The organism is Trinickia sp. (assembly GCF_057351765.1).
In genome coordinates this window covers 1-22,324 of record NZ_JBMRBK010000033.1, presented here as the reverse complement: position 1 = coordinate 22,324, position 22,324 = coordinate 1, and the positions used below count along the sequence as shown (strand labels likewise).

Annotated in this window: 23 protein-coding genes, 3 tRNA genes and 2 pseudogenes; 16 read left to right on the top strand and 12 right to left on the bottom strand. The window is 62.0% G+C overall.

The features are described from left to right. Nucleotides 1-12 precede the first annotated feature (12 nt). Entirely contained in the window at nucleotides 13-954 is a 942-nt protein-coding gene (locus tag ACO1XS_RS07865; RefSeq protein WP_331573179.1) for a LysR family transcriptional regulator, read from the bottom strand. Nucleotides 955-1,071: 117 nt separating this feature from the next. On the opposite strand from ACO1XS_RS07865, the gene ACO1XS_RS07860 reads away from it, so the two are divergent. The 3 genes from ACO1XS_RS07860 (at nucleotide 1,072) to ACO1XS_RS07850 (ending at nucleotide 3,385) form a co-directional block, all read left to right on the top strand. Further along, entirely contained in the window at nucleotides 1,072-2,190 is a 1,119-nt protein-coding gene (locus ACO1XS_RS07860) for an aldo/keto reductase (RefSeq protein ID WP_331573177.1), read from the top strand. A gap of 247 nt (nucleotides 2,191-2,437) precedes the next feature. Beyond that, nucleotides 2,438-2,587 (top strand): hypothetical protein, encoded by a 150-nt coding sequence (locus ACO1XS_RS07855; protein WP_331573175.1) that lies wholly within the window; start codon nucleotides 2,438-2,440, stop codon nucleotides 2,585-2,587. Nucleotides 2,588-2,788: 201 nt separating this feature from the next. Further along, entirely contained in the window at nucleotides 2,789-3,385 is a 597-nt protein-coding gene (locus ACO1XS_RS07850; protein WP_331573173.1) for a chorismate mutase, read from the top strand. 17 nt (nucleotides 3,386-3,402) lie between these two features. Here the strand turns inward: ACO1XS_RS07850 and ACO1XS_RS07845 are convergent, their stop codons facing one another. Both ACO1XS_RS07845 and ACO1XS_RS07840 read right to left on the bottom strand, forming a co-directional pair. Further along, nucleotides 3,403-4,566, bottom strand: coding sequence for an exonuclease domain-containing protein (locus ACO1XS_RS07845; protein ID WP_331573171.1), 1,164 nt, complete (start codon nucleotides 4,564-4,566; stop codon nucleotides 3,403-3,405). 97 nt (nucleotides 4,567-4,663) lie between these two features. Continuing rightward, complete coding sequence (locus ACO1XS_RS07840) at nucleotides 4,664-4,876, bottom strand: cold-shock protein (RefSeq protein WP_173257085.1); 213 nt, start codon at nucleotides 4,874-4,876, stop codon at nucleotides 4,664-4,666. Nucleotides 4,877-5,251: 375 nt separating this feature from the next. Between ACO1XS_RS07840 and ACO1XS_RS07835 the strand changes: the two genes are divergently transcribed. Both ACO1XS_RS07835 and ACO1XS_RS07830 read left to right on the top strand, forming a co-directional pair. Further along, complete coding sequence (locus ACO1XS_RS07835; protein WP_331573169.1) at nucleotides 5,252-5,518, top strand: hypothetical protein; 267 nt, start codon at nucleotides 5,252-5,254, stop codon at nucleotides 5,516-5,518. 484 nt (nucleotides 5,519-6,002) lie between these two features. Beyond that, nucleotides 6,003-7,154 carry a porin gene (locus ACO1XS_RS07830; protein ID WP_331573167.1) on the top strand — a complete coding sequence of 384 codons (1,152 nt, stop codon included), beginning with the start codon at nucleotides 6,003-6,005 and terminating at the stop codon, nucleotides 7,152-7,154. Between the two features lie 112 nt (nucleotides 7,155-7,266). Here ACO1XS_RS07830 and greB read toward each other — a convergent pair whose 3' ends face one another. Beyond that, a complete protein-coding gene (gene greB / locus ACO1XS_RS07825; protein WP_331573165.1) occupies nucleotides 7,267-7,830 on the bottom strand; it encodes a transcription elongation factor GreB in 564 nt (187 codons plus the stop codon). 114 nt (nucleotides 7,831-7,944) lie between these two features. Here greB and ACO1XS_RS07820 point away from each other — a divergent pair. Then, nucleotides 7,945-8,021: transfer RNA gene (locus tag ACO1XS_RS07820), tRNA-Arg, on the top strand. 70 nt (nucleotides 8,022-8,091) lie between these two features. Then, nucleotides 8,092-8,168: transfer RNA gene (locus tag ACO1XS_RS07815), tRNA-Arg, on the top strand. 63 nt (nucleotides 8,169-8,231) lie between these two features. Here ACO1XS_RS07815 and ACO1XS_RS07810 read toward each other — a convergent pair. From ACO1XS_RS07810 to ACO1XS_RS07795, 4 genes are all read right to left on the bottom strand, one after another. Beyond that, complete coding sequence (locus tag ACO1XS_RS07810) at nucleotides 8,232-10,610, bottom strand: RelA/SpoT family protein (RefSeq protein WP_331573163.1); 2,379 nt, start codon at nucleotides 10,608-10,610, stop codon at nucleotides 8,232-8,234. Nucleotides 10,611-10,718: 108 nt separating this feature from the next. Next, nucleotides 10,719-10,922 carry a DNA-directed RNA polymerase subunit omega gene (rpoZ, locus tag ACO1XS_RS07805; RefSeq protein ID WP_006400783.1) on the bottom strand — a complete coding sequence of 68 codons (204 nt, stop codon included), beginning with the start codon at nucleotides 10,920-10,922 and terminating at the stop codon, nucleotides 10,719-10,721. A gap of 60 nt (nucleotides 10,923-10,982) precedes the next feature. Then, nucleotides 10,983-11,681 (bottom strand): guanylate kinase, encoded by a 699-nt coding sequence (gene gmk, locus ACO1XS_RS07800; RefSeq protein ID WP_331573161.1) that lies wholly within the window; start codon nucleotides 11,679-11,681, stop codon nucleotides 10,983-10,985. Nucleotides 11,682-11,688: 7 nt separating this feature from the next. Beyond that, nucleotides 11,689-12,612, bottom strand: coding sequence for a YicC/YloC family endoribonuclease (locus ACO1XS_RS07795; RefSeq protein ID WP_440563995.1), 924 nt, complete (start codon nucleotides 12,610-12,612; stop codon nucleotides 11,689-11,691). A 222-nt stretch (nucleotides 12,613-12,834) separates the two neighbouring features. On the opposite strand from ACO1XS_RS07795, the gene rph reads away from it, so the two are divergent. The 7 genes from rph (at nucleotide 12,835) to ACO1XS_RS07760 (ending at nucleotide 17,528) form a co-directional block, all read left to right on the top strand. Beyond that, nucleotides 12,835-13,575: a ribonuclease PH gene (rph, locus tag ACO1XS_RS07790; RefSeq protein ID WP_331573157.1), complete on the top strand. Its 741-nt coding sequence runs from the start codon at nucleotides 12,835-12,837 to the stop codon at nucleotides 13,573-13,575. Between the two features lie 25 nt (nucleotides 13,576-13,600). After that, the gene (rdgB, locus tag ACO1XS_RS07785) at nucleotides 13,601-14,227 is read left to right on the top strand and encodes an RdgB/HAM1 family non-canonical purine NTP pyrophosphatase (RefSeq protein ID WP_331573242.1); all 627 of its coding nucleotides are present in this window, start codon (nucleotides 13,601-13,603) and stop codon (nucleotides 14,225-14,227) included. Continuing rightward, nucleotides 14,224-15,441, top strand: coding sequence for a radical SAM family heme chaperone HemW (gene hemW / locus ACO1XS_RS07780; RefSeq protein ID WP_331573155.1), 1,218 nt, complete (start codon nucleotides 14,224-14,226; stop codon nucleotides 15,439-15,441). Before rdgB ends, hemW begins: the two co-directional genes overlap by 4 nt. A gap of 60 nt (nucleotides 15,442-15,501) precedes the next feature. Then, the gene (locus ACO1XS_RS07775) at nucleotides 15,502-16,173 is read left to right on the top strand and encodes a UdgX family uracil-DNA binding protein (protein WP_331573153.1); all 672 of its coding nucleotides are present in this window, start codon (nucleotides 15,502-15,504) and stop codon (nucleotides 16,171-16,173) included. 97 nt (nucleotides 16,174-16,270) lie between these two features. Continuing rightward, nucleotides 16,271-16,360: transfer RNA gene (locus ACO1XS_RS07770), tRNA-Ser, on the top strand. A 404-nt stretch (nucleotides 16,361-16,764) separates the two neighbouring features. Next, on the top strand, nucleotides 16,765-17,244 hold the full coding sequence (locus ACO1XS_RS07765; RefSeq protein WP_331573151.1) for a DUF2778 domain-containing protein: 480 nt from the start codon (nucleotides 16,765-16,767) through the stop codon (nucleotides 17,242-17,244). Further along, entirely contained in the window at nucleotides 17,241-17,528 is a 288-nt protein-coding gene (locus tag ACO1XS_RS07760; RefSeq protein WP_331573149.1) for a hypothetical protein, read from the top strand. The genes ACO1XS_RS07765 and ACO1XS_RS07760 overlap by 4 nt, the downstream gene beginning before the upstream one ends. A gap of 434 nt (nucleotides 17,529-17,962) precedes the next feature. Here the strand turns inward: ACO1XS_RS07760 and ACO1XS_RS07755 are convergent. From ACO1XS_RS07755 to ACO1XS_RS07745, 3 genes and pseudogenes are all read right to left on the bottom strand, one after another. Further along, a pseudogene (locus tag ACO1XS_RS07755) lies at nucleotides 17,963-18,094 on the bottom strand (type II toxin-antitoxin system RelE/ParE family toxin); the annotation flags it as partial. A gap of 55 nt (nucleotides 18,095-18,149) precedes the next feature. Next, on the bottom strand, nucleotides 18,150-19,304 hold the full coding sequence (locus ACO1XS_RS07750; protein WP_331573147.1) for a branched-chain amino acid ABC transporter substrate-binding protein: 1,155 nt from the start codon (nucleotides 19,302-19,304) through the stop codon (nucleotides 18,150-18,152). Between the two features lie 298 nt (nucleotides 19,305-19,602). After that, on the bottom strand, nucleotides 19,603-20,334 hold the full coding sequence (locus ACO1XS_RS07745) for a helix-turn-helix transcriptional regulator (RefSeq protein ID WP_331573145.1): 732 nt from the start codon (nucleotides 20,332-20,334) through the stop codon (nucleotides 19,603-19,605). 360 nt (nucleotides 20,335-20,694) lie between these two features. Here ACO1XS_RS07745 and ACO1XS_RS07740 point away from each other — a divergent pair, with 360 nt between their 5' ends. Next, complete coding sequence (locus ACO1XS_RS07740; RefSeq protein ID WP_331573143.1) at nucleotides 20,695-21,441, top strand: hypothetical protein; 747 nt, start codon at nucleotides 20,695-20,697, stop codon at nucleotides 21,439-21,441. Nucleotides 21,442-21,452: 11 nt separating this feature from the next. Beyond that, nucleotides 21,453-22,043, top strand: coding sequence for a C39 family peptidase (locus ACO1XS_RS07735; RefSeq protein WP_331573141.1), 591 nt, complete (start codon nucleotides 21,453-21,455; stop codon nucleotides 22,041-22,043). 81 nt (nucleotides 22,044-22,124) lie between these two features. Here the strand turns inward: ACO1XS_RS07735 and ACO1XS_RS07730 are convergent. Then, nucleotides 22,125-22,324 (bottom strand): annotated as a pseudogene (locus ACO1XS_RS07730) (hypothetical protein); the annotation flags it as partial.

Below are 22,324 nucleotides of genomic sequence, written 5' to 3'. Positions count from 1 at the left end.
GCGTTCCAGCCGTCATTGCCCAGCCGAATCTCCGCGCGCCGTAGGCGAGTGCAAGCGTTTTTCCCGCAGCAAGTCGATGAAAACGCGCAGTTTGAGCGGCATATGCACGCGGCTCGATGTATAGAGGCAAAAGCCGTCGAAGGTAGGACACCAATCGTCGAGCACGCGGACGAGGCGGCCGTCGGCCAGTTCCGGTGCGACATAGTCCTCGATGACGTGCAAGAGGCCGATGCCGTCCACGGCCGCGCGCACCATGGTGCGCAAATCGTTGGTGACGAAACTGCCCGGCGTATCCACTTCGAAAACCCGCGTTGGATCGGCGGGCGGTGCGAACTCCCATCGATAGATCCCGCGGCTCGTCGCAAAACGATAGTGCAGACAGTCATGCCGCATGAGGTCATCCGGTACCGCGGGTACCGCATAACGCTCGAAATAGGCCGGGGAGCCGGCCACGGCGATCCGCAGCGGTCCGGATAACGGAATCGCAACCATATCGCGGGCCAGCATTTCGCCGAGTCTGATCCCCGCGTCGAACCCCTCCCCGACGAGATCCGTCAGTCCGTCATCGAGCATCATATCCACCGTGACGTGCGGGTAGCGCCGCTTGAATTCAGCTAGATGCGGCAGTACGAGCAGCTCGCTCGCCACGCGCGGCAGGTTGATCCGTAACGTACCGGCGGGATGGCCCCGTTGCGCATCGAGCGCATCGAAGGCGGCGTCGAGCATCGAAAGCGCCGGGCGGACCCGCTCGAGAAAGTCCGCGCCGGCCTCCGTCAGCGCAACCCGGCGGGTCGTGCGATTGAAGAGCCGCACGCCGAGCTGCGCTTCGAGTGCCCGGACGGACTGCGAAAGCGCGGACGCCGAGACCCCGCTCTCCAGTGCTGCGCGCGTGAAGCTCTCATGGCGCGCGACGCTCGCAAAAGCCACCAGCGCGGGAAGTCGGGCTGGGTCCATATCGATCCTTTTATTAAGCAGCGCTTCAAAATGCTTGCAGAATAGCGGCCTTTTTCCAAGGGATCAACGCAGGCACGATACGGCCATCGACATACTTCACCAACAAGGAGAACTGCCATGACGATGGACCGCTATACGCTGCTCGGCCGCTCGGGGCTGCGCGTTTCGCCGATTTCCCTCGGCACGATGACGTTCGGTACCGAATGGAACTGGGGCACCGAGGAAGCAACCGCGCGTCGCCTTTTCGATATTTACGTGAATGCCGGCGGCAACTTCATCGATACCGCGGACCTTTATACCGAAGGCACCAGCGAACGTTGGCTGGGCAAATTCGTCGCCGAAAGCGGGTTGCGCGACAAAATCGTCCTCGCGACGAAATACAGTTATAACGCTCAGGCCGGCAACCCGAACGCCGGGGGCAACCATCGCAAGAATCTGATGCGTGCGCTCGATGCGTCGCTCGCGCGGCTCGGCACCGACTACATCGACCTCTATTACGTGCACACGTGGGACCGCATGACGCCCGTGGACGAGGTGATGCGCACACTGGACGATGCCGTCCGGGCGGGCAAGATTCGCTACGTCGGGCTCTCCGACACCCCCGCGTGGTTCGCGGCGCGCGCGCAGACGCTGGCGCAATGGAGAGGCTTCGAGCCCGTCGCGGCCATGCAGCTCGAGTACTCCCTGATCGAGCGCAACGCGGAAAACGAGTTCGCCGATCTGGCCGTCGAATTCGGCATGGGGCTGGTTCCCTGGAGTCCGCTCGCCATGGGTCTGTTGTCGGGCAAATATCGGCCATCGGAGGGTGCATCGGGCGCCGGGCGCCTTCAGACCGTGAGCGAGCAAACGGCGGGGCGCATGCCGCCCGGTTTCGACAAGCTGACGCCGCGCAACTTCCGAATCGTCGCCGAGCTCGAGGCGGTGGCCGCCGAAGCCGGCCGCCCGATGGCCCAGGTTGCGCTGAACTGGCTGCACGACAAGCGCGGAGTCTCGAGCATCATCGTTGGAGCGACGAAACCCGAGCAGCTCGAGGATTCGCTTGCATCGCTCGATTTCACGCTCGCGCCCGAGCTTGCCGCGCGTCTCGATGCCGTGTCGCAACCCGACCGGCCGTTCCCCTACTACATGTTCGCGGACGGTCACCAGGCGCGCATCCACGGCCATGTGGAAGTCGCCAGCAAGCCTCGGCGCTACGACGAGCCCGTCATCGTGCCCGCGCCTTCGCCATCGGTCTAACGAGGATCCATGCCGCTGCCGTGTGCGTCGGGGCACTGAGCCATCGCTGCCCGTCGGGCAAGCTGTACCCGATGGCTGCCCGGCGCGCAGGCAGTGTGCGACAGGATTCGACTCGTTGATTACCCTGAATCGCTCTTCAAAGCAGGCGCACGTGTGCCGTTAATGCAACAAATCGTTAAAAAGCGATTCGGCGCTGGCACCGATCGACGGACGCGTCAGATAATCGCTTTGTATCAGGAGAGAGATCATGGAAGCGAAGCCCACCCACATTCCGCCCCCCGACAAAATCGCAAGCCCGGATCCGGAGCCGGTGGGCGTCGAATTTCTGGGTGCCGAGCTCCCGGAACATGTTCGCGCGTTCTTCGACGAACAACGCAGATCCTTCGAATCGAAGTGAGCGGACACCGCTCGGAAGCTGCTTTGCATCGCGCGGTCGTCCGCGCGTCATGAGTCTGCGCGCGCGCAGTGCTCGCCTCCACATGCGTGCCGCTATGGCGGCACCGCGCTGTCATCCCGCTGCCGCCGACCGTCCGCCGTGCCGGCGGTCGTGCGGCGTTCCTTGCCGGCCCGGCCGGCTGACTGCCTGAACCTTACCCCCATGAAACGTCCACTGAGTGCTGCAGCGCTCGGCGCCATCGCGTTATGCGCCGCCTTGTCCGTCATGCCCCGTCACGCGCGGGCCGAGGGCGACGATACCCCGCTCATCAACCTCGTCGCGCTGGCCTCGAAACGGCTTGCCCTGGCCGTACCCGTCGCCCAATGGAAATGGGCAAACGGTCGGGCGATCACGGATCCGCCGCGCGAAGCGGCACTGCTGGCCGACGTGGACAAGCGCGCACGCGCGGCAGGTGTCGATCCCGCCTTCGCTCACGCCTTCTTTCAGGATCAGATTGAAGCCAGCAAGCAAATTCAGACTGCGCTGTTCGACCGATGGAAGACAACGAAGCCGCCCGAGGGGCCCGCGCCCGACCTGGCCGCCACTACCCGCCCCGCGCTCGATCAGCTGACGCAGGCGCTGATTCCCGCGCTCGCGCGCGCTCAACCGCTGCGCGACAGCGCCGATTGCCCGACGAGGCTCAAGCGCAGCGTCGAGAACTGGAAAGCCATGACGCACTATGAATCGGGCGAGACCGCTGCGCTGACGACCGCGCTGGCGCACGTCTGCTCGTCCGGTGGAATGGGCGGCACCGGCTGAAACCGGGCGCGGCGCGTTCAGATAGGCGCCGCTTCGGACGCCGTCATGGTGACGGCCGATCCCGGCGCGAGCTGCATTACGCGCAAGCCGCGCTCGAGATGCGTTCGCAAAATGCGATACGTCGATGACTCGAACGTGCATCGAGCGCAATCCACGGCGAGCGCGCTCGCGTGCTCGACACTCGGCGCCGCGCCGAGGTAGCACCAGCGATCGACGACGTGGAAGACGGGAACGGCGCCATCCGCTCCATGCTCCACGACCGCAATCGCTCCGCTGAACGGCCAGGGCGCATCGCTTGCCTCGCCACGTGCGGCGCGTGGCTGCCGGTTGTACCGGGGCTGCAGCGTGGCGATCCATTGCGCTTCGGCCAGCAGCGCGCCCAGCTCCCCTCCCGTATCGCGCCACTCGACCCGCCGAACCTCGGCTGCGAGACGCAACTCGCGCGCCGAACGGCGTTCTCCAACGAGATGGGCGCGGATACGCTGACGCAGCCTGACGCTGCGGCCAACGAAGAGCGCGGTACCCGCTTCGTCGTAAAAAGCGTAGACGCCGCAGCCGACCGGTGCGGTATCGAGCAGATCTTCGGTGATATCGCCGGCAATGCGATAGCGGCGCATCGTTCGCTCGACCTGCTCGCGCAACACATCGAGCGGCCATAACCCGTGCAGCGTATGCCAGAACTGCCAGAGCAAGTCCGCATCGGCGAGCGCTCGATGACGCGCGATCGGCACCAGCGCGTGCCGGGCGATCAGCGCATCCAGCCCGTGCCGTTTCTCGGACGGATTCAACGCGCGCGAGAGGCGCACGGTGCATAGAACGTCGGGATTGAACGCGAGACCGACGCGCTGGAACTCGCTTCGCAGGAATCCCCGATCGAAACTGGCGTTGTGCGCGATGAAAAGCCTGCCGTCGAGCCGTCGATGGAGCTCGGAGGCGATCTCATCGAAGCTCGGAGCTTCGCGCACCATCTCGTTGGTAATGCCGGTGAGCTGCTGAATGAACGGGGGAATGGCCTGCCCGGGATTGACGAGCGTGCTCCAGCGCGAAATTCCGTGGGGCCCCGCTTCGACGACGCCGATCTCGGTAATCCGATGATCCGCGAGCGATCCGCCGGTCGTTTCCAAGTCGACGAATACGATCGGGGCATCGACAGCCGATTCAGGCAAAGGAGAAGATGACATGAACAAAAACGCTCGGGGGGCAACAATAACCGAAGTATGCACCACCCGAGCGCCGGCTACCGAACGCGGCCGGGCGCCTTGGCCCGGGCCCGCAGCGTCAGATCGGACGAATGTTCGCCGCCTGCTTGCCTTTCGGTCCGGTTTTCACCTCGAATGTCACGCGTTGATTTTCTTTGAGTGATTTAAAACCATCGGCCTGGATTTCGGAGAAATGCGCAAACAAATCCTCACCGCCCTTATCAGCCGTAATAAAGCCAAAACCTTTAGCATCGTTAAACCATTTGACGATACCAGTTTCCTGAGTACTCATAGTACTGATTCCCTCGAGATTTTTAATAGACGGGCAGCGCCCTCCACCGAAACCCCCTTGTGGACGACACGCCACAGTCTCTCCGTCTGCGACTCGTCGCCAGGTCAATCCGGCGCTGCTTTTATAAAGGGAAGCGAGAGCCCTCGTCAAGATTTTTTTCATTAACTGAACGGCCGCGCGATGCTATACGCATCAAGCGCAAATAAATGCATTAACCCCCGTCAAGATTACCGGCAGCATCGCAATAACGGGGATCAACCCGGCAAAATATACCGCAGTTGCAACAAAATATTTCCGATGTAAGTATTTATCCGAGTTGTCCGCGATCCACCGGCGCCGGATGATTGAATCAGATTATTAGCTGTGGAGACCATCATGCAATTGCAACGCCTCAAACGCCTGTTCTCCCGGCTCATGCATGCGCCCTTCGCACGCCAGCCTCTAGCGTCCGTAGCGTCCGGCGTCGCTCCTGGGAGCGGCTTCGATCCTTTCTGGCACGGCGACCACTGGCAGAACTTGCTCGCCTCGCCTATGGATGCACGTCACTATGTCGTCGAAGACTGGGCGCCTGCGTTCGATGAGTCGTCAGCCGGAGCCTGGGAGAAAGACGGCGATACCGCCCGGCGGCGTCGTCGCCATTGAATAAAAAAAAGCGCGGCCAGCGGCCGCGCCGTCAAGCTCGGAGACCTTTTTCTCTACGAAAAAGAGCCCTCAGTGTAAGGCCCCGCGGACGCGACAATCGACAACATAATCCGCAACCATCTCTTCCTCGTTACGCAATAATCAGTTGAAACGCGCGTCTGTTTCCACGAACAGACGCGGACTGATTTGTATCGCAAACGCAACAAGCGAAAGCTCGGCATATCTCCATCACAGCGGCAATCCTTCGTGAAAGCCTTGCGTGGCAAGCGATTGCGCGGGACTTGTTGGCCATTGCGCATCGCAAAATACTTTATTGCGCGAACTGAAATGGCAGTCTGCGGGGGGTGCTCATTTACACTCAGCCGGGTTGGAAGACAAAGCGCCTAATGGTGGTGGGCGCGCTTGCACGCAAATGCCTCTCGCTGTCGGTGGCATGACTGTCTTCCGAAAGCTGCAAAAAATTTCCCGTTCTGGAGTGATAAAGATGAAGAAGACTCTTCTGGTCGGCGCCCTCACCGGCGTATTTGCAACGATGGCGCATGCGCAAAGCAGCGTCACGCTGTACGGCCTGATCGACGCAGGCATCACCTACACGAACAACCAGCGCGGCCACAGCAACTGGCAAGAGACGAGCGGTAGCGTGAACGGCAGCCGCTGGGGGCTGCGAGGCGCCGAAGACCTCGGCGGCGGTTTGAAGGCCATCTTCACGTTGGAAAACGGCTTCAACATCAACAACGGTACGTTGGGGCAACAAAGCCGCATGTTCGGCCGTCAAGCCTATGTCGGCTTGTCGAGCGCCGATTACGGTACGGTCACTCTCGGTCGTCAGTATGACGACGTGGTGCAGTACCTCGGGCCGCTGTCGCTGACGGGTACGCAATACGGCGGTACCGGATTTGCCCACCCGTTCGATAACGACAACCTCGACAATTCGTTCCGGGTGAACAACTCGGTGCACTACCAGAGCGCCAACTACGGCGGCTTCAAGCTCGGCGCAATGTATGGTTTCTCGAACGCCGCGGGCGGCTTCGCGAACAACCGTGAGTACAGCGTCGGCGCATCGTACAACTTCGGCGGCTTCAACTTCGCCGCGGCGTACTTGCAGTTGAACAACGGTCTGAACTCGGCCACCGCGCTCGGCGCCGCGAACACGGGCGGTGCAGTGACGGATTCGCCGTTCGCCGGAACGCGTCAGCGTGTCTGGGGTGCCGGCGCGAACTACACGTTCGGCCCGGCAACGGCCGGTGTCGTGTTTACGCAGTCGCGCGTCAACAATGCGACGAGCATCGCCAACGCCAACCCGGTAACTTCCGGCTCGCTGGCGTTCGCTGCGCCGACGGGTCTGCGCTTCAACAACTATGAAATCAATGGTCGTTATGCGCTGACGCCTGCATTGAGCCTCGCGGGACAGTACACGTTCACCGACGGCAAGGTCGGCAGCACGGATCCGAAATGGCACACGTTCGGCCTGCAAGCCGATTACATGCTGTCAAAGCGTACCGACGTTTATCTGCAGGGCGAATATCAGCACATCAAGGCCGATGGCTCTGGCCTGACGGCTTTCATCAACGGCTTGGCTCCGTCGTCCACGCACAACCAGGTTGCCGTGACCGCCGGCCTGCGTCACCGCTTCTAATACGCATCGAAAAACGGTTGTATGCCTCGAAGGCGCCGCTTGCGGCGCCTTTTTTTCGTCGGCGAATCGCGAGCGGCCGGCATGAAGCGACGGTCAAGCCGCCATCGGGCGCTCAAGCGCTCGCTGGCGGATAACGGACATCGAGAACATCGATCTGCTCCGGCCCCGCCGGCGTGTGCAGCGTGACGACATCGCCGATACGTGCCTTGAGCAAGGCGCGCGCGATCGGCGAAATCCAGCTGACGTGTCCGCAGTCGAGATCGACCTCGTCGATGCCCACGATGGTGACCGTATGCGTCTCGCCATCGACACCCGCGTAATCGACGGTCGCGCCGAAAAAGACTTGATCGACGTTCTCCTGCCTGCTGCTGTCGACGACCTCGGCCAAATCGAGCCGTTTGGTCAAAAAACGGATGCGCCGATCGATCTCGCGCAAGCGGCGCTTGCCATAGATGTAGTCGCCGTTCTCCGAACGATCGCCATTCGAGGCGGCCCATGACACGAGTTTCACGACCTCGGGCCGATCTTCGTCGATCAGATGCAACAACTCGTCGCGCAGGCGTTTATGCCCTGCTGGCGTGATGTAGTTCTTGGTTCCTGGCGGGATCTCGGGCTGCGCGACGTCGAGATCGTCATCGCCGTCCTCGCCCGATTCTTTGACAAAAGCTTTGTTCATGATGAAACCACTGCGTCGATTCGATGAGTCTTCAAGACTACACGATAACCCCGGGCGCAACGCCTCGCAGCTCTTCCATTTTTCCAGGGTCGTGCTATACTTTCGCTTCTGCGTGCGGCTGTAGCTCAGTTGGATAGAGTACTTGGCTACGAACCAAGGGGTCGTGGGTTCGAATCCTGCCAGCCGCGCCATCTTTTCAAGAGCCTTCTTCGCGGAAGGCTCTTTTGTTTCACCACTGTCTAGTGGTAGTGTGCTTCACATGCGGCTGTAGCTCAGTTGGATAGAGTACTTGGCTACGAACCAAGGGGTCGTGGGTTCGAATCCTGCCAGCCGCACCAATTACGAAGGGCCTTCCGAACGGAAGGCCCTTTGTTTTTGTCGACCTGTCCGGCGCTCGGCCGTCAGTAGTCGGCCCGCTCCCGCTCGATGCGCATACCGCCGTCGTGCCGGTGATGCCCCTCCTCGCTCGGCCGCTCGCGCGCAATGCGCATGACGTCGGGGTTCGTCCGCACGCGTCGCATGACGTTCGCAAGGTGAACCCGATCGCTGACCTGGATGACGAAGCGCAGCACCGTCGACTCCTGGGACAAATCCTCGTCCATCGCAATATGGACGATGTTCGCGTCGGCCGACGTGATGTCCGCCGCCACGCGCGCGAACACGCCCTTGGTGTTCTTGACGAGGACCTTGACGGCAACGTCGAACAGGCGCCCGGGCTGCGGCGCCCAGGCCACATCGATCCAGCGCGCGGGATCGCGCCGATGGATCCGCTGAGCGACCCGGCAATCGGTCGTATGAATGGCCATGCCGAGACCGATGCCGATGTAACCCATGATGTCGTCGCCCGGTATCGGCCGGCAGCACGCCGAAAGCTGTACGGACATTCCCTCGGTGCCAGTGATGACGACCGGCGGCGCATGGGGCGCCGTAGAGTGCTCTGTACGCGGATGGTCGTCGTCGGCATCTCGCCCACTGACGAGCACTTCGATGCGCTTGGCCATGACCGCGGCAACACGCCGGCCCAAGCCTATATCGGCGAAGATTTCCTGACGGTTTTTGTTGCCCGTCCATTGAACGAGCTTTTCCCAGATTTCGGGTTCGACCTCCGCCAACGACAGACCGTAGCCTTTGAGGCCCTGATCGACGAGCCGCTCGCCCAGTTGCACCGACTCGTTCAGCCGCATCGTCTTCAGATAGTGACGAATCGCCGAACGTGCCTTGCCGGTGCGCACGAACCCGAGCCACGCGGGGTTCGGCTTCGAGTACGGCGCCGTGATCACTTCGACGATATCGCCGCTCTTGAGCTCCGTGCGCAGCGGCAGCAGCTCGTTGTTGATCTTGACGGCCACGCACTGATTGCCGAGGTCGCTGTGGATCGAATAGGCGAAGTCGAGCGCCGTGGCGCCGCGCGGCAATGCCATGATTTTCGATTTCGGCGTGAATACGTAGACGGCGTCCGGGAACAGATCGATCTTGACGTGCTCGAGGAACTCGCTCGAATCGCCTGCCTCGCTCTGGATGTCCAATAGCGACTTCAACCATTGGTGTGCGCGCTTTTGCACATCGTTGAGATCGGCGCCACCATTCTTGTACAGCCAATGTGCCGCGACGCCCGCCTCTGCGATCTCGTGCATCTTGCGCGTGCGCACCTGGAATTCGATCGGCGCGCCGAACGGTCCGACGAGCGTCGTATGCAACGACTGATAGCCGTTGACCTTCGGGATCGCGATGTAATCCTTGAACTTGCCCGGCACGGGCTTATAGAGCGCATGCAGCGCCCCGATGCAGGTATAGCATTCGAGCGCACTGCCGACGACGACGCGAAAACCATAGACGTCCAGCACCTGCGAAAACGAGAGCTGCTTGTCGCGCATCTTCTTGTAGATGCTGAAGATCGTCTTCTCGCGCCCCGTCACTTCCGCATCGATATGTGCGTCGCCGATGGCGCGCTGCACCGACTCCAGAATCTTGCCGACGACTTCGCGCCGGTTGCCCCGCGCCGCCTTGACCGCTTTCTCGAGGGTCGCGTAGCGATTCGGATTGAAGTTCGCAAAGCTCAGATCCTGCAGCTCGCGATAAGTATTGTTCAGGCCCAGCCGATGCGCGATCGGGGCATAGATGTCGAGCGTTTCGCGTGCCACACGCCGGCGCTTCTCGGGCGGAACGGCGCCGAGCGTACGCATGTTGTGCAGGCGGTCGGCGAGCTTGACCAGAATCACCCGCACGTCCCGCGCCATCGCAAGCAGCATCTTGCGGAAGTTTTCCGCCTGCGCTTCCTCGCGATTGCGGAACTCCATCTTGTCGAGTTTCGACAACCCGTCGACGAGCTCCGCCACCTTCGCTCCGAACCGCTCGGCGAGTTCGGCCTTCGTCACGCCCTGGTCTTCCATGACGTCGTGCAACAGCGCGGCCATGATCGATTGCGCGTCGAGCTTCCAGCCGGCACAGGTTTCCGCGACGGCGACGGGATGCGTGATATACGGCTCGCCGCTTTGGCGATACTGGCCCAGATGCGCTTCGTCGCTGAAATGGAACGCGGCCTTGACCTCCTTGATCTCCTCCGGGCTCAAGTAGCCGGCGAGCATCGAGGTGAGCTTGGCGATGGAAACGACGTCGTGCTTGCGGGGCTGCTCGGGCGTGGCTGTCGGCCCGAACAGATGGCGGAACGATTGTTCCAGAACCGCGTCGATGTATTTGCGCGCGGCACCCGGCGCTTCGGTCTCGTGTTCCGGGTTGACGGCCTCGGCAGCAGTGGAGGCGGACGATGGGATGTTGCTCATATTCGCCTCCGTATCGGTGGTTGCCGGGTCAGTTGAGCGCGTTTGGCTCGATAGACTGCGCGAAGTCGCGGCGACGGATACTGCCGCCGCGCTTCACGAACTCGATGCTCAGACGGGTACCTTCTTCAACATCTCGAGACCGACCTGGCCTGCAGCGATCTCGCGCAGCGCGACAACGGTGGGTTTGTCGCGGCTCTCGATCTTGGGCGTGTGACCCTGGGCCAACTGGCGGGCGCGATAAGTCGCGGCGAGCGCCAGCTCGAATCGATTCGGGATTTGCTTCAGGCAGTCTTCGACGGTAATGCGGGCCATGTTCGGAAATTCCTTCTTGATATGCTGCTTATTCTACCTTATGTATGCAGCCGTCCACCGTCACTCGGCGGCCGGCAGATGGATGCCGAGCTCGATGAAGAGCTCGCTGTTGCGGGCGTACTGCGAATCGAAACGCAGCCGCGTCGCGGCAACGATACATCGCAACTCGGCCAGGGCCCGATCGAAATGCTCGTTGATGAGCACGTACTGAGCATCCGATGCGTGCGCCATCTCGCTGCCGGCCGCAAGTAGCCTGCGCGTGATGACGTTCGGCTCGTCCTGGCCTCGCTTCTTGAGACGGACCTCGAGCGCCTCGAGCGACGGGGGCAGGATGAATATCTCGACCGCGTTGCGGAACTGCTTTTTCACCTGCTGCGCGCCCTGCCAATCGATTTCGAGCAGCACGTCATGGCCGCTTTTCATCTGTTCCTCGATCCACACGCGCGAAGTCGCATAGTAATTGCCGTGCACTTCGGCGCTCTCGAGAAACTCGCCGGCCGCGTGACGGGCCAGAAAGTCGTCGACCGTCGTGAAGTGGTAGTGCTGCCCGTCCTGTTCGCCAGGCCGCGGCTTTCTCGTCGTGTATGAAATCGATAGACGAATGGCTGCGTCGTCGGCCAGCAGCGCGTTCACGAGCGTCGATTTGCCGGCCCCCGATGGGGCGACGACCATGAAAAGGTTGCCGGGATACACCCCGGCGTAGGGATTGCGCGGAGCGCCGCTTTTGCGCGCGCCGCCTGCGGACGTAGCGTCGATCATCGGTGGTTCACTCCAGGTTCTGGACTTGCTCGCGCATCTGCTCGATCAGCAGCTTGAGCGTCATCGACGCGTCGGCAAGCTCCTTCGCAGCCGCCTTCGAGCCCAGCGTGTTGGCCTCGCGGTTCAGTTCCTGCATCATGAAATCGAGCCGCTTGCCGACCTTGCCGCCCTTCTCGATCACATGACGCGTCTCGTTCAAATGCGCGGTGAGGCGCGACAACTCTTCGGCGATATCGATCCGGATACCGTACATCGTCACTTCCTGACGGATGCGCTCGGCGATCTCTTCGCGCGAGACGATCGTTGCGACCCCGTCGGGCGCTGCGAGCCCCAGCGCCTCTTGCAAGCGCTCGACGATCTTTTGCTGATGCTTGGCGATGAGCTCCGGCACGAGCGGCGAGATGCGCTGCAAGATCGCCTCCATCTCGGTCACGTTGCCGAGCAACATCGCACCGAGCTGCGCACCCTCGCGGCCGCGGACATCGATGAGTTCGGCGATCGCCTGCTTGCCGCAAGCGAGCACGGCGTCGCGCAGCGCCTCCGCCGATGCGCCGCTTTCCGCGAGCACACCGGGCCAGCGCAAGATCTCGCCCGTGCGCATGCGCTCGACGCCGGGAAAGGCATCGGTGACGGCCTGCTCGAGCTTGGCGAGTTGCTGCAGCACCTCGGCGTTCAGCGCACCGACGCTCGGCGTCTGCTCGCTGCGCTGCACGTTGATGCGGATGTCGACCTTGCCGCGGGAGAGCTTGCTCATGAGCAATTCGCGCAGCGTCGGCTCGCACGCGCGCACCTCTTCGGGCATACGGAAATTGAGGTCCAGAAAACGCGAATTCACGGTGCGCAGTTCGACCGATACGCTCATGCCCGCCGAAATGCCCGGCACCGCAATTTCGCGCGTAGCGCTCGCGTAGCCTGTCATGCTGTAGATCATCGTCCGTCTCGCGTTTGGGGCCGTTGCCGGCCGGTGGTTCGAGGCGCCCGTCGCGCCAATGAGGCGTCGCGCAGGCGAAAGGGGCATTATCCCATTTTTGCGCCCGGCGCCTGCTCCGAGCGCCGCTCGCAGGGCGTGGCAAGGCAGCTCGGGGCGGCACGCGCGATGCGGCGCCTCCGGAACGGTAAAATCACGGTTTCCCTCCTCATACCTTTGCCCACCATGACCGATCTCGTTGAACGCCCGAGCGGGCGCCGTGCCGATGCACTGCGCGACGTGCACATCACGCGCCATTACACGAAGCATGCGGAAGGGTCCGTGCTCGTCGAATTCGGCGATACCAAGGTCATCTGTACGGCAAGCGTGCTCGAGCGCGTGCCCGAGTTTCTGCGCGATCGCGGCCAGGGCTGGCTCACCGCCGAATACGGCATGCTGCCTCGCGCCACGCACACGCGCAGCGATCGCGAAGCCGCGCGCGGCAAGCAGACGGGGCGCACACAGGAGATTCAGCGGCTCATCGGCCGCGCGCTGCGATCGGTGTTCGACCTCGAGCGGCTCGGTCAGCGCACGCTGCACGTCGATTGCGACGTCATCCAGGCCGACGGCGGCACGCGTACGGCCAGCATCACCGGTGCGTTCGTCGCCGCGCACGACGCGGTGTCGAAGCTTCTCGCGGCAGGACGCATCGAAAGCTCGCCGATTCTCGACTATGTGGCGGCTATTTCGGTCGGCATCTACGAGGGGCTGCCGCTGCTGGACCTCGATTATCGGGAAGATTCGCGCTGCGATACCGATATGAATGTCGTCATGACCGGCGACGGCGGATTCGTCGAAGTCCAGGGTACGGCCGAGGGAACCCCTTTTTCGCGCGACGAAATGAATGCACTGCTCGATCTGGCCCAATCCGGCATCGAACAGTTGATCGCCAAGCAAAAGGCAGCGTTGGAGGTTGCAGGTGACTGATCGCGCAAGCGAATCCTCGCGCACCATGCCGGGCAGTGTCGCCCGTTCGCTCGGGCGCGTCGTGGTTGCGTCGAACAACGCCGGCAAGCTGCGCGAATTCGCCGCGTTGCTGGGCGATGCGGGCATTGCGCTCGTCGCGCAAGGCGAGCTCGGCGTCCCGGAGGCCGACGAGCCGCATCCGACCTTTATCGAGAATGCCCTGGCGAAGGCGCGCCATGCCGCGACATTGACCGGCATGCCCGCGCTTGCAGACGACTCCGGCTTGTGTGTCCATGCGCTGGGCGGCGCACCCGGCGTGCATTCGGCGCGGTTCGCACTCGATGCGGGCGGCGAAAAAAGCGACGCAGCCAATAACGCGCGGCTCGTCGCCGAGCTCCAGGGCGTGCAGGACCGGCGGGCCTACTACTACTGCGTGCTCGTACTGATGCGACATGCTGACGATCCGGAGCCGCTCGTGGCCGAGGGCCGCTGGCATGGCGAAATCATCGACACGCCGCGCGGCAGCAACGGCTTCGGTTACGACCCGCACTTCTTCGTGCCGGCGCTTGCGGCCAGCGCGGCGCAGCTCGATCCCATCGCCAAGAACGCACATAGCCATCGCGCGCTGGCGCTGCGTGCGCTCGTCGCCCGGCTCGCTGGGGAGACGCAATGACTACCCCCGAGTACGATCGGCATCGCGTCGTTCAAGCGTTCGTCGCGCCTGGGAAGATTGCGCTGAGCTCGCTGCCGCCGCTGGCGCTCTATGTCCACTTCCCCTGGTGTGTGCGCAAGTGCCCGTATTGCGATTTCAATTCGCATGAATGGAAAGGCGAACGCTTTCCCGAAAACGATTATCTCGATGCGCTGCGTGCCGATCTCGAGCAAGCGCTGCCCCTCGTCTGGGGACGGCAGGTGCACACCGTCTTCATTGGCGGCGGGACACCAAGCCTGCTGTCGGCAAGCGGGCTGGACCGGCTGTTATCGGATGTGCGCGCGCTGCTGCCGCTCGATGCGGACGCCGAGATCACGATGGAGGCCAATCCCGGCACGTTCGAAGCCGAGAAGTTCGCGCAATTTCGCGCAAGCGGCATCAACCGCCTGTCCGTCGGCATTCAGAGCTTCAACGAGCGGCACTTGAAGGCGCTGGGCCGGATTCACGACAGCGGCGACGCGCATCGGGCAGTGGAAATTGCCGCGCGGCATTTCGAGAACTTCAACCTCGATCTGATGTTCGCACTTCCGCAACAGACACTCGACGAATGCCGTGCCGACGTGGAGCGCGCGCTTTCGTTCGACCCGCCCCATCTCTCGCTCTATCACCTGACGCTCGAGCCGAATACGCTCTTCGCGAAGTACCCGCCGGCGCTGCCCGATGACGACGCCTCGGCGGACATGCAGGACTGGATCCATGAGCGCACGGCGGCGGCCGGATACGAACGCTATGAGGTGTCGGCCTATGCCAAGCCGCATCGACAGTGCAAGCACAACCTCAACTACTGGCGTTTCGGCGACTATCTGGGCATCGGGGCCGGTGCGCATTCCAAGCTGTCGTTCGCCCATCGGATCGTTCGTCAGGCGCGTTACAAACACCCGGCCACCTTCATCGAAAAGGCACGCGCCGGCTCGCCCGTCGAGGAGGAACGCGAGGTAGGGCCACACGATCTGCCGTTCGAATTCATGTTGAACGCGTTGAGGCTGACCGAAGGTTTTCCCGTGCATCGGTTCATCGAGCGAACGGGGCTCGCGATCACGGCAATCGAGCCCGCGCTGCGCGAAGCCGAGCAGCGCGGCTTGATCGCACGCGACCATGAACGGATTGCGCCCACGCCGCTCGGGCAGCGGTTTCTCAACGATCTGCAGGCGCTGTTCTTGAACGAGCGCGCCTGACGATTGTTGGGGGGCATCCTAATTGCTCGCATCGATTCCGGGATGCTACGCAAACCGGTCATGAACGCCCAGAAACGCCGCCCACCGCCCACGGCTGCCGATGCCGAGCCCCAAGCTCGACCCGAGGTCGAGCCGGAACAGCAGCCGCGCACGCTTGACGCGTGCCGCCGCTGTGCACTTTGGGAGCGTGCCACGCAGGGCGTGCCGGGCGCCGGGGCGCGGCATGCGCCGATCATGATGGTCGGAGAACAACCGGGCGACAGCGAGGATAAAGCCGGCAAACCTTTCGTCGGACCTGCCGGGCAGTTGCTCGATGACGCGATGCACGAAGCTGGCGTCGTCCGCAAGGACGTTTTCATCACGAATGCGGTGAAGCATTTCAAATGGGAGCCGCGCGGTAAGCGGCGGCTGCATAAAACGCCTGCGCAACGCGAAATCGAGGCATGCCGCTATTGGCTGGACCAGGAATTGGAGGAAGTCGCGCCGAAGGTCGTGATCGCGCTCGGCAGCACGGCGCTCAAGGCGCTGCTGCAGGACCCACATGCCCGGTTGCAGGAGCACTTCGACAAAGTGATCGAGCATGGTGGACGCGCCATTCTGGCGACATGGCATCCGTCGTACGCGTTGCGCGCACCGGATCGCGAGACGCGTCAACGTGCGCTCGCGCATATCGTCGAGACGCTGAGCAAGGCCGGGGCGCTGGCGCACGGTAAGCGCTCGGGCACGGAGTAAGCGGATCTTGCGACGCGGGGGAAGCGGGCTGCGCGGGATGCAGGGCGCCGTCGGCATTGCAGCAGGCCGACTGTTTCGCGGTACAATCGCTCCCCTCGGAGGGCTGGCAGAGCGGTTGAATGCACCGGTCTTGAAAACCGGCAAGGCTTTACGGCCTTCGTGGGTTCGAATCCCACGCCCTCCGCCAGAACGCCCCTCCGAAACAATCTTGGACAATTCGGTTAAATCGCCAATTCCCTTGCTGCATAAGGCTCACAAAGAAGAATCCAAAATCGAAATAGTCCGGAGTCGTTGCGAATAGTCCGGTTTAGTCGCGAAGTTTTGGGGGGTCGGTAGGTGGGTAGGCTGTTGGTGCGGTCACGCCCTGGCACTTGCCACTGTTTTCTCCGCCGAACTCATCGGAGCCCCGCTAGGCGGCATTTAGGCCATTCCGTATCACTCACGCGGGGCGCGATCGCCCGCGCTGCTCGTCTCTCATCTCGCTCAGCCGCGCGGCGGGCGCTATGTATCTGGGGCATAGGGACGTGAACGCGCCTCAGGATTTGATATGCTTTCGCCCACCAATAAAAAGACGATCGAGGGCACAAGTCAATGGCAGCGAACTGCACATTCGTTCTGAACGGCCAGCCTATCAGCAAGCTGACTTGCGATGGGCTCACCTTTCCAGCTTTCTCCGGCGACGTCGGACACGAGAATAGGGCCGCCGATACGGCATTGGCAAAGGCGGGGCCGATTCCGAAGGGGCGCTACTACATCATCGCGCGGGAGAGCGGCGGGCGCCTTGGCTGGCTGTGGGATCCCATCAAGGACGAGTTCAGCAACTCACACCGCAATGAGTGGTTCTCGCTACACCCGGTGACACAGCCGATGGCCGATTGGGTCATCGTGAGTGGCGTACGCAGAAATAACTTCCGCCTCCATCCCGCGGGCCGTCAGCGTCTCAGTGAAGGCTGTATTACCCTCACGGACCAATCGCGTTTTAATCAGCTCCGTACCTACCTCCTCTCACTTCCGCCCAGCTATATTCCGGGCACAAAAGCGCGTTACTACGGCGTCGTGGAGGTGAAATGAAATATGTGCTGCGCACGGCGATGGTAGCGGCGTTGACATACCTGTACTTGAAGCTGATCTATAGCTGGCAGTGGGTCGACGATGTTCGCAAGAGCGCCGGCGGCCAAAAGGTCTACTTCTTCCTCGCGGACCTCTTCAATGTGCGCGGAGCCGATGAAGGGGAAACTCTGTTGCTGCTCTTCTATTTTTTTGTCTCGTTGGCGGCCGCATGCATCACTGTCTGGACGATCTACCGATTCATCGTCCGACCGTTACGCGAGGGGCGACGCCGAAAGGCTTCTTAGTCGCGGGTTCTCAAGCGAGCGGTAGGCTGTGGTTGCATGCCAGGCTGGTCGGTTTGCAGCCGACCAGTTCGGCGAGTTCGTTTCGCGTCAGGTAACGACTCATGATGTAGGGGAAGCGAATTCTTTTACCGCCGTACTCTGATGGAGAGTTCGAAACAGCGGCCTTTCGGCTCTCGGTCAAGTTGTATGCGATTCGCGTAGTTCCGGCGGATAAGCGAAGAGCGGGAAGACTTGCCCCCATCGGCGCTGCCACATCGCTGCGGCGGCAAATTTCGCGCCCCATTCGATGTGAGAACAGGCTTGCCGTATCGCGCGTTCGCCGCTGCCGCCGAAGCTCGAGCAGTGATGTGCTGCAAATTCGAAGGCGAGATAGCCTGGGGAGGATTTCGCCCGGAGTCGGGTACGTGACTTCGCGTGCCATGATGATTCTCCAGTCAATGGTAATCGACGATCTCGACCTCGAATGCGTTGCCACCCTCGAACCGGAAGCACACGCGCCATTGGTCGTTGATGCGGATGCTGTACTGGCCGGCGCGATCGCCTCTGAGCGGCTCCAGCCGATTGGAGAACCAGTAGGCACCGGCAATGTACAGCGGACACGCCCTCCGCCAGAACGCCCCCCTACTTCACCGCCACCCACCGCCCCTTGGCATCGAGGCTGGCGTACGGTTCGAACTTGCCATCGCGCACCGTCACCGCCATGAACGGCGCCTTCGCTCGATCGCCCTTCTGATCGAACTCGATTTCGCCCGTCGCACCGTTGTAGCGCTTCAGTCTGTGCAACGCCGCCGCGATGTCCTCCGGTTTGATCGAGTTCGCGTTCTCGATGGCCTGTGCCGTAACCCCGATCGCGTCGTACTCGTAAACCGAATACGGACCGGGCGCGCGCTGGTAGGCGGCTTCGTACGCCTTCACAAAACCCCGTGCGCGGGACTGCGGGAACAACTGCGGTAACGGCGACGTCGTCACGATCATCCCCTCCACCGCCGCTCCCCCCTTTTCGATCAACGACGGGTCCGCGGTGCCGTTGCCCATGAAGTATCTGATCGATGGCGTCAGCTCGCGCCGGTTTTTCGCCAGCACGGCAGCGTCGTTGTAATACCCCGTGAAGTACAGGACATCCGCCTTGGAATCGGTCGCCCCCTTGATCACGCTGCGATAGTCCGGCTGTCCTGGTGTAATCGCACGGTCGTAGACCACCTCGACACCCGCTTGCTTGAGCGCCGCGATCGTGCTTTGCGCGAGCCCCTGCGAATACGTGGACCCGTCGTTGAGGACCGCTGCGCGCGTCGCATGCAGTACGTCTCTCATGAACTGTGCGGCGAAGCCTCCCTGCGCGTCGGTTCGCCCTATCGTGCGAAAGACGTCGTTCCAACCGTGATCGGTGAGTTGCGGAAACGTAGAGGCATCGAGCACGTAGGGAATATGCCGGTCGTGCAACACGCGCAGCTCGGGCAGCGCAGCGCTCGAGCAATAACCGCCTGCGACTGCGACGACACCCGCCGCAACGAGCTGGGTCGCCGCCTTCGCCGCTCCGTCGGGATTGCAGGCATCGTCTTGCGGTACGAGTTCGAGCTTCCTGCCAAGTGCGCCGCCGGCGGCATTGATCTGCTCGATGGCGAGCCTGCCGCCATCGACGATGTCGACACCCGCCCGCTCGTAGCTTCCGGACAGCGGCGCGGGCACACCGATCTTGATCGTTTCTTGCGCTTGCACATCACGGGGCGCGAACGCGAACGGCAGTACGGTCCACACCGCGAGCATGACCGCTGCCATGCGGCGCGCAGCGACTGATGCAGACCGCGGCGCGCCAGTCTCGCGGAAAACACCCGGCTGGCTTCCATCCCTCATCTTGCGGCTCCTCCGTTACAGCAGGCGACCAGCGTCGCTGCGTAACGGAGATATCGGCTGCGCCGGGCAAAAGGTTCAACCGTTTATCAGCATGGAATCGTTTCCTCGGGAAAACGCTGACATCGGCCCCGTGTCGCTTCAGCTCAAACTCGGCGAACGCTCGTGCCCCGAGATGCCGGCCACCGGCCAATGCGGGGCCCGATCTCCCCTGGGCAAATTGCGGCTATGCAAAACAAGGCGTGGAGGCCAACCGATCCACCTCGATCAATCCGAGCTTGACCGCCATCATCATTGCGGCGCTTCGCGAATGCACGTCCATTTTTCTTTTGATGTTATGGATGTGATAGTTGATCGTTGCCTGCGACCGATCCAGTATCTTTGAAATCTCCCACGTCGATTTTCCGAGTGCGAGCCATTTTAGGCACTCCGTTTCGCAGGGCGTCAGCTTCGGCACCGATGAACTCATTCCTTCACGCGCAAAGCGCAGGCCCGTCTCGTAAGCGATATCCCGAATCAATCCCAGTTTCGGCATATGCACCACCACGTCGCGCCTCGCTTCCTCCGATTTCCGGCTCGTGGCGAAGCACAACATACCCACTTCCTGTTTTGGCCCATGAATCGGAAACGTTACGCCCCACCGCATGCCGAATCCGCTCGCCTGTTCGTACAGAATCTGCTCTTCGGGCTCGACAAAACGCTCGCTGCCCCAAACGAGCGGTGTGAGCTTCGACTGGCAATAGCGCACGATGGGGTCGATGCGCACGTAGTGCTTCTGTTCGTATATCTTTCGCCACACCGCCGAATGATTGCCGCGATAAAACGCACTTTCGAACGGCATGGTGTTTCTTATCGACAAAGCGAATATCGTGTATTCGAAATCATGCCGCCGGCCAATTTCAGATAGTTCATCGAACCACGTGTCCGAATCTGCGGCATCAAGGAGCGCTGCACCCATTTCATATCGAAACATTTTTCCCTCGGCCTCATTCAAGTTCCAGATTCACAGAGATGAATCTCGCAACCCCGCCTGCCGAACGATACTGGATGGAAACTTGAAATTCAAACGAACTTGAGCCCGTTAATCTTAGTATTTGAGAAAATCAGCGGCCGTCGCAAATTGTTCGTTATAAATCCACACCCAATCCACATAGTGGGTTTTCGGAGAAAATCGCCCGGAAAAACCGCTGCAGCCAATCTATGCGAATCGCTTCGAAACCTCTCAACCTCACGGAGCCCGCTGGCCGATCGCACCGCTTCTTCCTAAGCTCCAATTCAGCCATGGCAGCGCCGTGCCTTAGACGAAGGAGCCGTCCCCATGCATTCATTCAGGCAGTCGCTCGGAATCCTGCTCGCAGTGGCGCTGATCGCCGCGTGCCCGGCACCCGTCGCGGCCAACGAGGGGAATGCCTCGTCGCCAGTCGATTTCACGCTCGCGCTCGGCACGCCGCAGCGCGACGCCGCCGAACGCTCGCTCGCCGCGTTGGCTGAACATGCGATGGACAACGACGATAGTCGCTCGCTCAGCCGCATTTTCTCGATGGATTCGCCGGGCGCCGTGCGCGATGCCGCGATCGGCTACGGCTTCGAGATTTATCTGATCGATGCGGCTTCGCTGCTTGCGGGCAACAGCATCGACAAGAGCCTGCGCCGTACCGGAGTCTGGCGATTCCTGGTGCTGATCGGCGACCGGCCAGTCGGCCTCGCGACGGTCGCGCGTGTGCACGGCCAGTGGAAAACGGTGCAGATGGGCGGCGCGGGCCTCGCCGCAGACATCTCACGCGCCGTGAGCGACTATCTCCGCGACCCTTCGGCCCCACGACTGCGCTTCATACGCAGCGAGCAAGGGCTGGCGGATTTCATCGAAGTCGTCGCGCACGGCGAACCGGCATACCTGCCGTTGCTGAGTGCGCAAGAACTCGCGTTTTCGTCGAGACCGGATTTAGCCGCTGGCGCGAGCCCTGTCGCCGCCACGAAGCGCGAGGCGCTGAGCGAACACCGGATCATCGACGCGCTGCGTGCGAGTATCCGGCGCGGGATGAGCGATCCACGCTTCAGCCATTGAGGAGTTCCATCATGAAGACTACTCCGGCGGCGTATCTCATCGCGAGCGCAGCGGCCTTCATAGCGCCGCAGATGGCAGCGCAGGCGGCAAGCGTTCAACTCGATGTTCCCCTCGTGCAGCAAATACACAGCGAGTGGTGTTGGAGCGCGGACGCGGACGCAGTGCTGGCTTACCGCGGCGTCACGACATCGCAATGCCGAATCGCCAACTGGGTCGACTCGGTCGGCTATGCATGCGGAGCGTATCCGTTTTATTGGAACGATCGAGCGAATTCCGGAAACTACCTGGCCGGTACGACCGGTATCGAAGGCATCCTTTGGTGGCTGGGGCGGCGCGCATCGCGCTATTACGGCAGCCCGCTTTCCTATGGTGCGACGCGTTCGGCCGTTCAGCGCGGCAACCCTGTGATCGCGCTCTGGTCCTGGCCCGGCGGAGGCGGCCATTTCATCGTCATCGACGGTTTCGACGATGCTTCGCAAACGCTTTACTTCATGAACCCCTGGCCGGGCGAAGGTGCCGGTTATGGCGACTACGACTGGATGAGATATGGGCAGGGCGACATGGGGCTTCACACCTGGGTGGAGTCGCTGATCGCATACTAGGGCCTGTTCACGCTAATTACAGGCTTGCGAACGTGCCTTGCCGGCCGCAGGACAAGGAGAGAGGAGGCGCAATAGCCGTAGCTATTGCAACGACGAACGACGCCGTAATGCGGCCGGCAAGGCACGTTCCCCTGGTTGTAGGAATCCTTCGTGGGGCTGGCCACCAGAAGGGCCGATCGCCGCGTCATGCTCCTTGTGAATACGTCGAGTATTCCCTTCGTCCCATTCCTTGCGCTCGGCCCTTCTGGTGGCCAGCGCAAGCCTGTAATTAGCGTGAACAG

Excerpts from the sequence above, each read along its gene's own strand:
- ACO1XS_RS07810 (WP_331573163.1), bottom strand. The coding sequence starts at position 10,610 with ATGAGCAACATCCCATCGTCCGCCTCCACTGCTGCCGAGGCCGTCAAC.
- ACO1XS_RS07745 (WP_331573145.1), bottom strand. The coding sequence starts at position 20,334 with ATGGGTGCAGCGCTCCTTGATGCCGCAGATTCGGACACGTGGTTCGAT.
- ACO1XS_RS07860 (WP_331573177.1), top strand. The coding sequence starts at position 1,072 with ATGACGATGGACCGCTATACGCTGCTCGGCCGCTCGGGGCTGCGCGTT.
- ACO1XS_RS07855 (WP_331573175.1), top strand. The coding sequence starts at position 2,438 with ATGGAAGCGAAGCCCACCCACATTCCGCCCCCCGACAAAATCGCAAGC.
- ACO1XS_RS07765 (WP_331573151.1), top strand. The coding sequence starts at position 16,765 with ATGGCAGCGAACTGCACATTCGTTCTGAACGGCCAGCCTATCAGCAAG.
- ACO1XS_RS07750 (WP_331573147.1), bottom strand. The coding sequence starts at position 19,304 with ATGGCAGCGGTCATGCTCGCGGTGTGGACCGTACTGCCGTTCGCGTTC.
- ACO1XS_RS07840 (WP_173257085.1), bottom strand. The coding sequence starts at position 4,876 with ATGAGTACTCAGGAAACTGGTATCGTCAAATGGTTTAACGATGCTAAA.
- ACO1XS_RS07845 (WP_331573171.1), bottom strand. The coding sequence starts at position 4,566 with ATGTCATCTTCTCCTTTGCCTGAATCGGCTGTCGATGCCCCGATCGTA.
- ACO1XS_RS07760 (WP_331573149.1), top strand. The coding sequence starts at position 17,241 with ATGAAATATGTGCTGCGCACGGCGATGGTAGCGGCGTTGACATACCTG.
- rph (WP_331573157.1), top strand. The coding sequence starts at position 12,835 with ATGACCGATCTCGTTGAACGCCCGAGCGGGCGCCGTGCCGATGCACTG.
- ACO1XS_RS07850 (WP_331573173.1), top strand. The coding sequence starts at position 2,789 with ATGAAACGTCCACTGAGTGCTGCAGCGCTCGGCGCCATCGCGTTATGC.
- ACO1XS_RS07735 (WP_331573141.1), top strand. The coding sequence starts at position 21,453 with ATGAAGACTACTCCGGCGGCGTATCTCATCGCGAGCGCAGCGGCCTTC.
- ACO1XS_RS07775 (WP_331573153.1), top strand. The coding sequence starts at position 15,502 with ATGAACGCCCAGAAACGCCGCCCACCGCCCACGGCTGCCGATGCCGAG.
- ACO1XS_RS07795 (WP_440563995.1), bottom strand. The coding sequence starts at position 12,612 with ATGATCTACAGCATGACAGGCTACGCGAGCGCTACGCGCGAAATTGCG.
- ACO1XS_RS07830 (WP_331573167.1), top strand. The coding sequence starts at position 6,003 with ATGAAGAAGACTCTTCTGGTCGGCGCCCTCACCGGCGTATTTGCAACG.
- gmk (WP_331573161.1), bottom strand. The coding sequence starts at position 11,681 with ATGATCGACGCTACGTCCGCAGGCGGCGCGCGCAAAAGCGGCGCTCCG.
- ACO1XS_RS07835 (WP_331573169.1), top strand. The coding sequence starts at position 5,252 with ATGCAATTGCAACGCCTCAAACGCCTGTTCTCCCGGCTCATGCATGCG.
- ACO1XS_RS07740 (WP_331573143.1), top strand. The coding sequence starts at position 20,695 with ATGCATTCATTCAGGCAGTCGCTCGGAATCCTGCTCGCAGTGGCGCTG.
- rpoZ (WP_006400783.1), bottom strand. The coding sequence starts at position 10,922 with ATGGCCCGCATTACCGTCGAAGACTGCCTGAAGCAAATCCCGAATCGA.
- rdgB (WP_331573242.1), top strand. The coding sequence starts at position 13,601 with ATGCCGGGCAGTGTCGCCCGTTCGCTCGGGCGCGTCGTGGTTGCGTCG.
- greB (WP_331573165.1), bottom strand. The coding sequence starts at position 7,830 with ATGAACAAAGCTTTTGTCAAAGAATCGGGCGAGGACGGCGATGACGAT.
- hemW (WP_331573155.1), top strand. The coding sequence starts at position 14,224 with ATGACTACCCCCGAGTACGATCGGCATCGCGTCGTTCAAGCGTTCGTC.
- ACO1XS_RS07865 (WP_331573179.1), bottom strand. The coding sequence starts at position 954 with ATGGACCCAGCCCGACTTCCCGCGCTGGTGGCTTTTGCGAGCGTCGCG.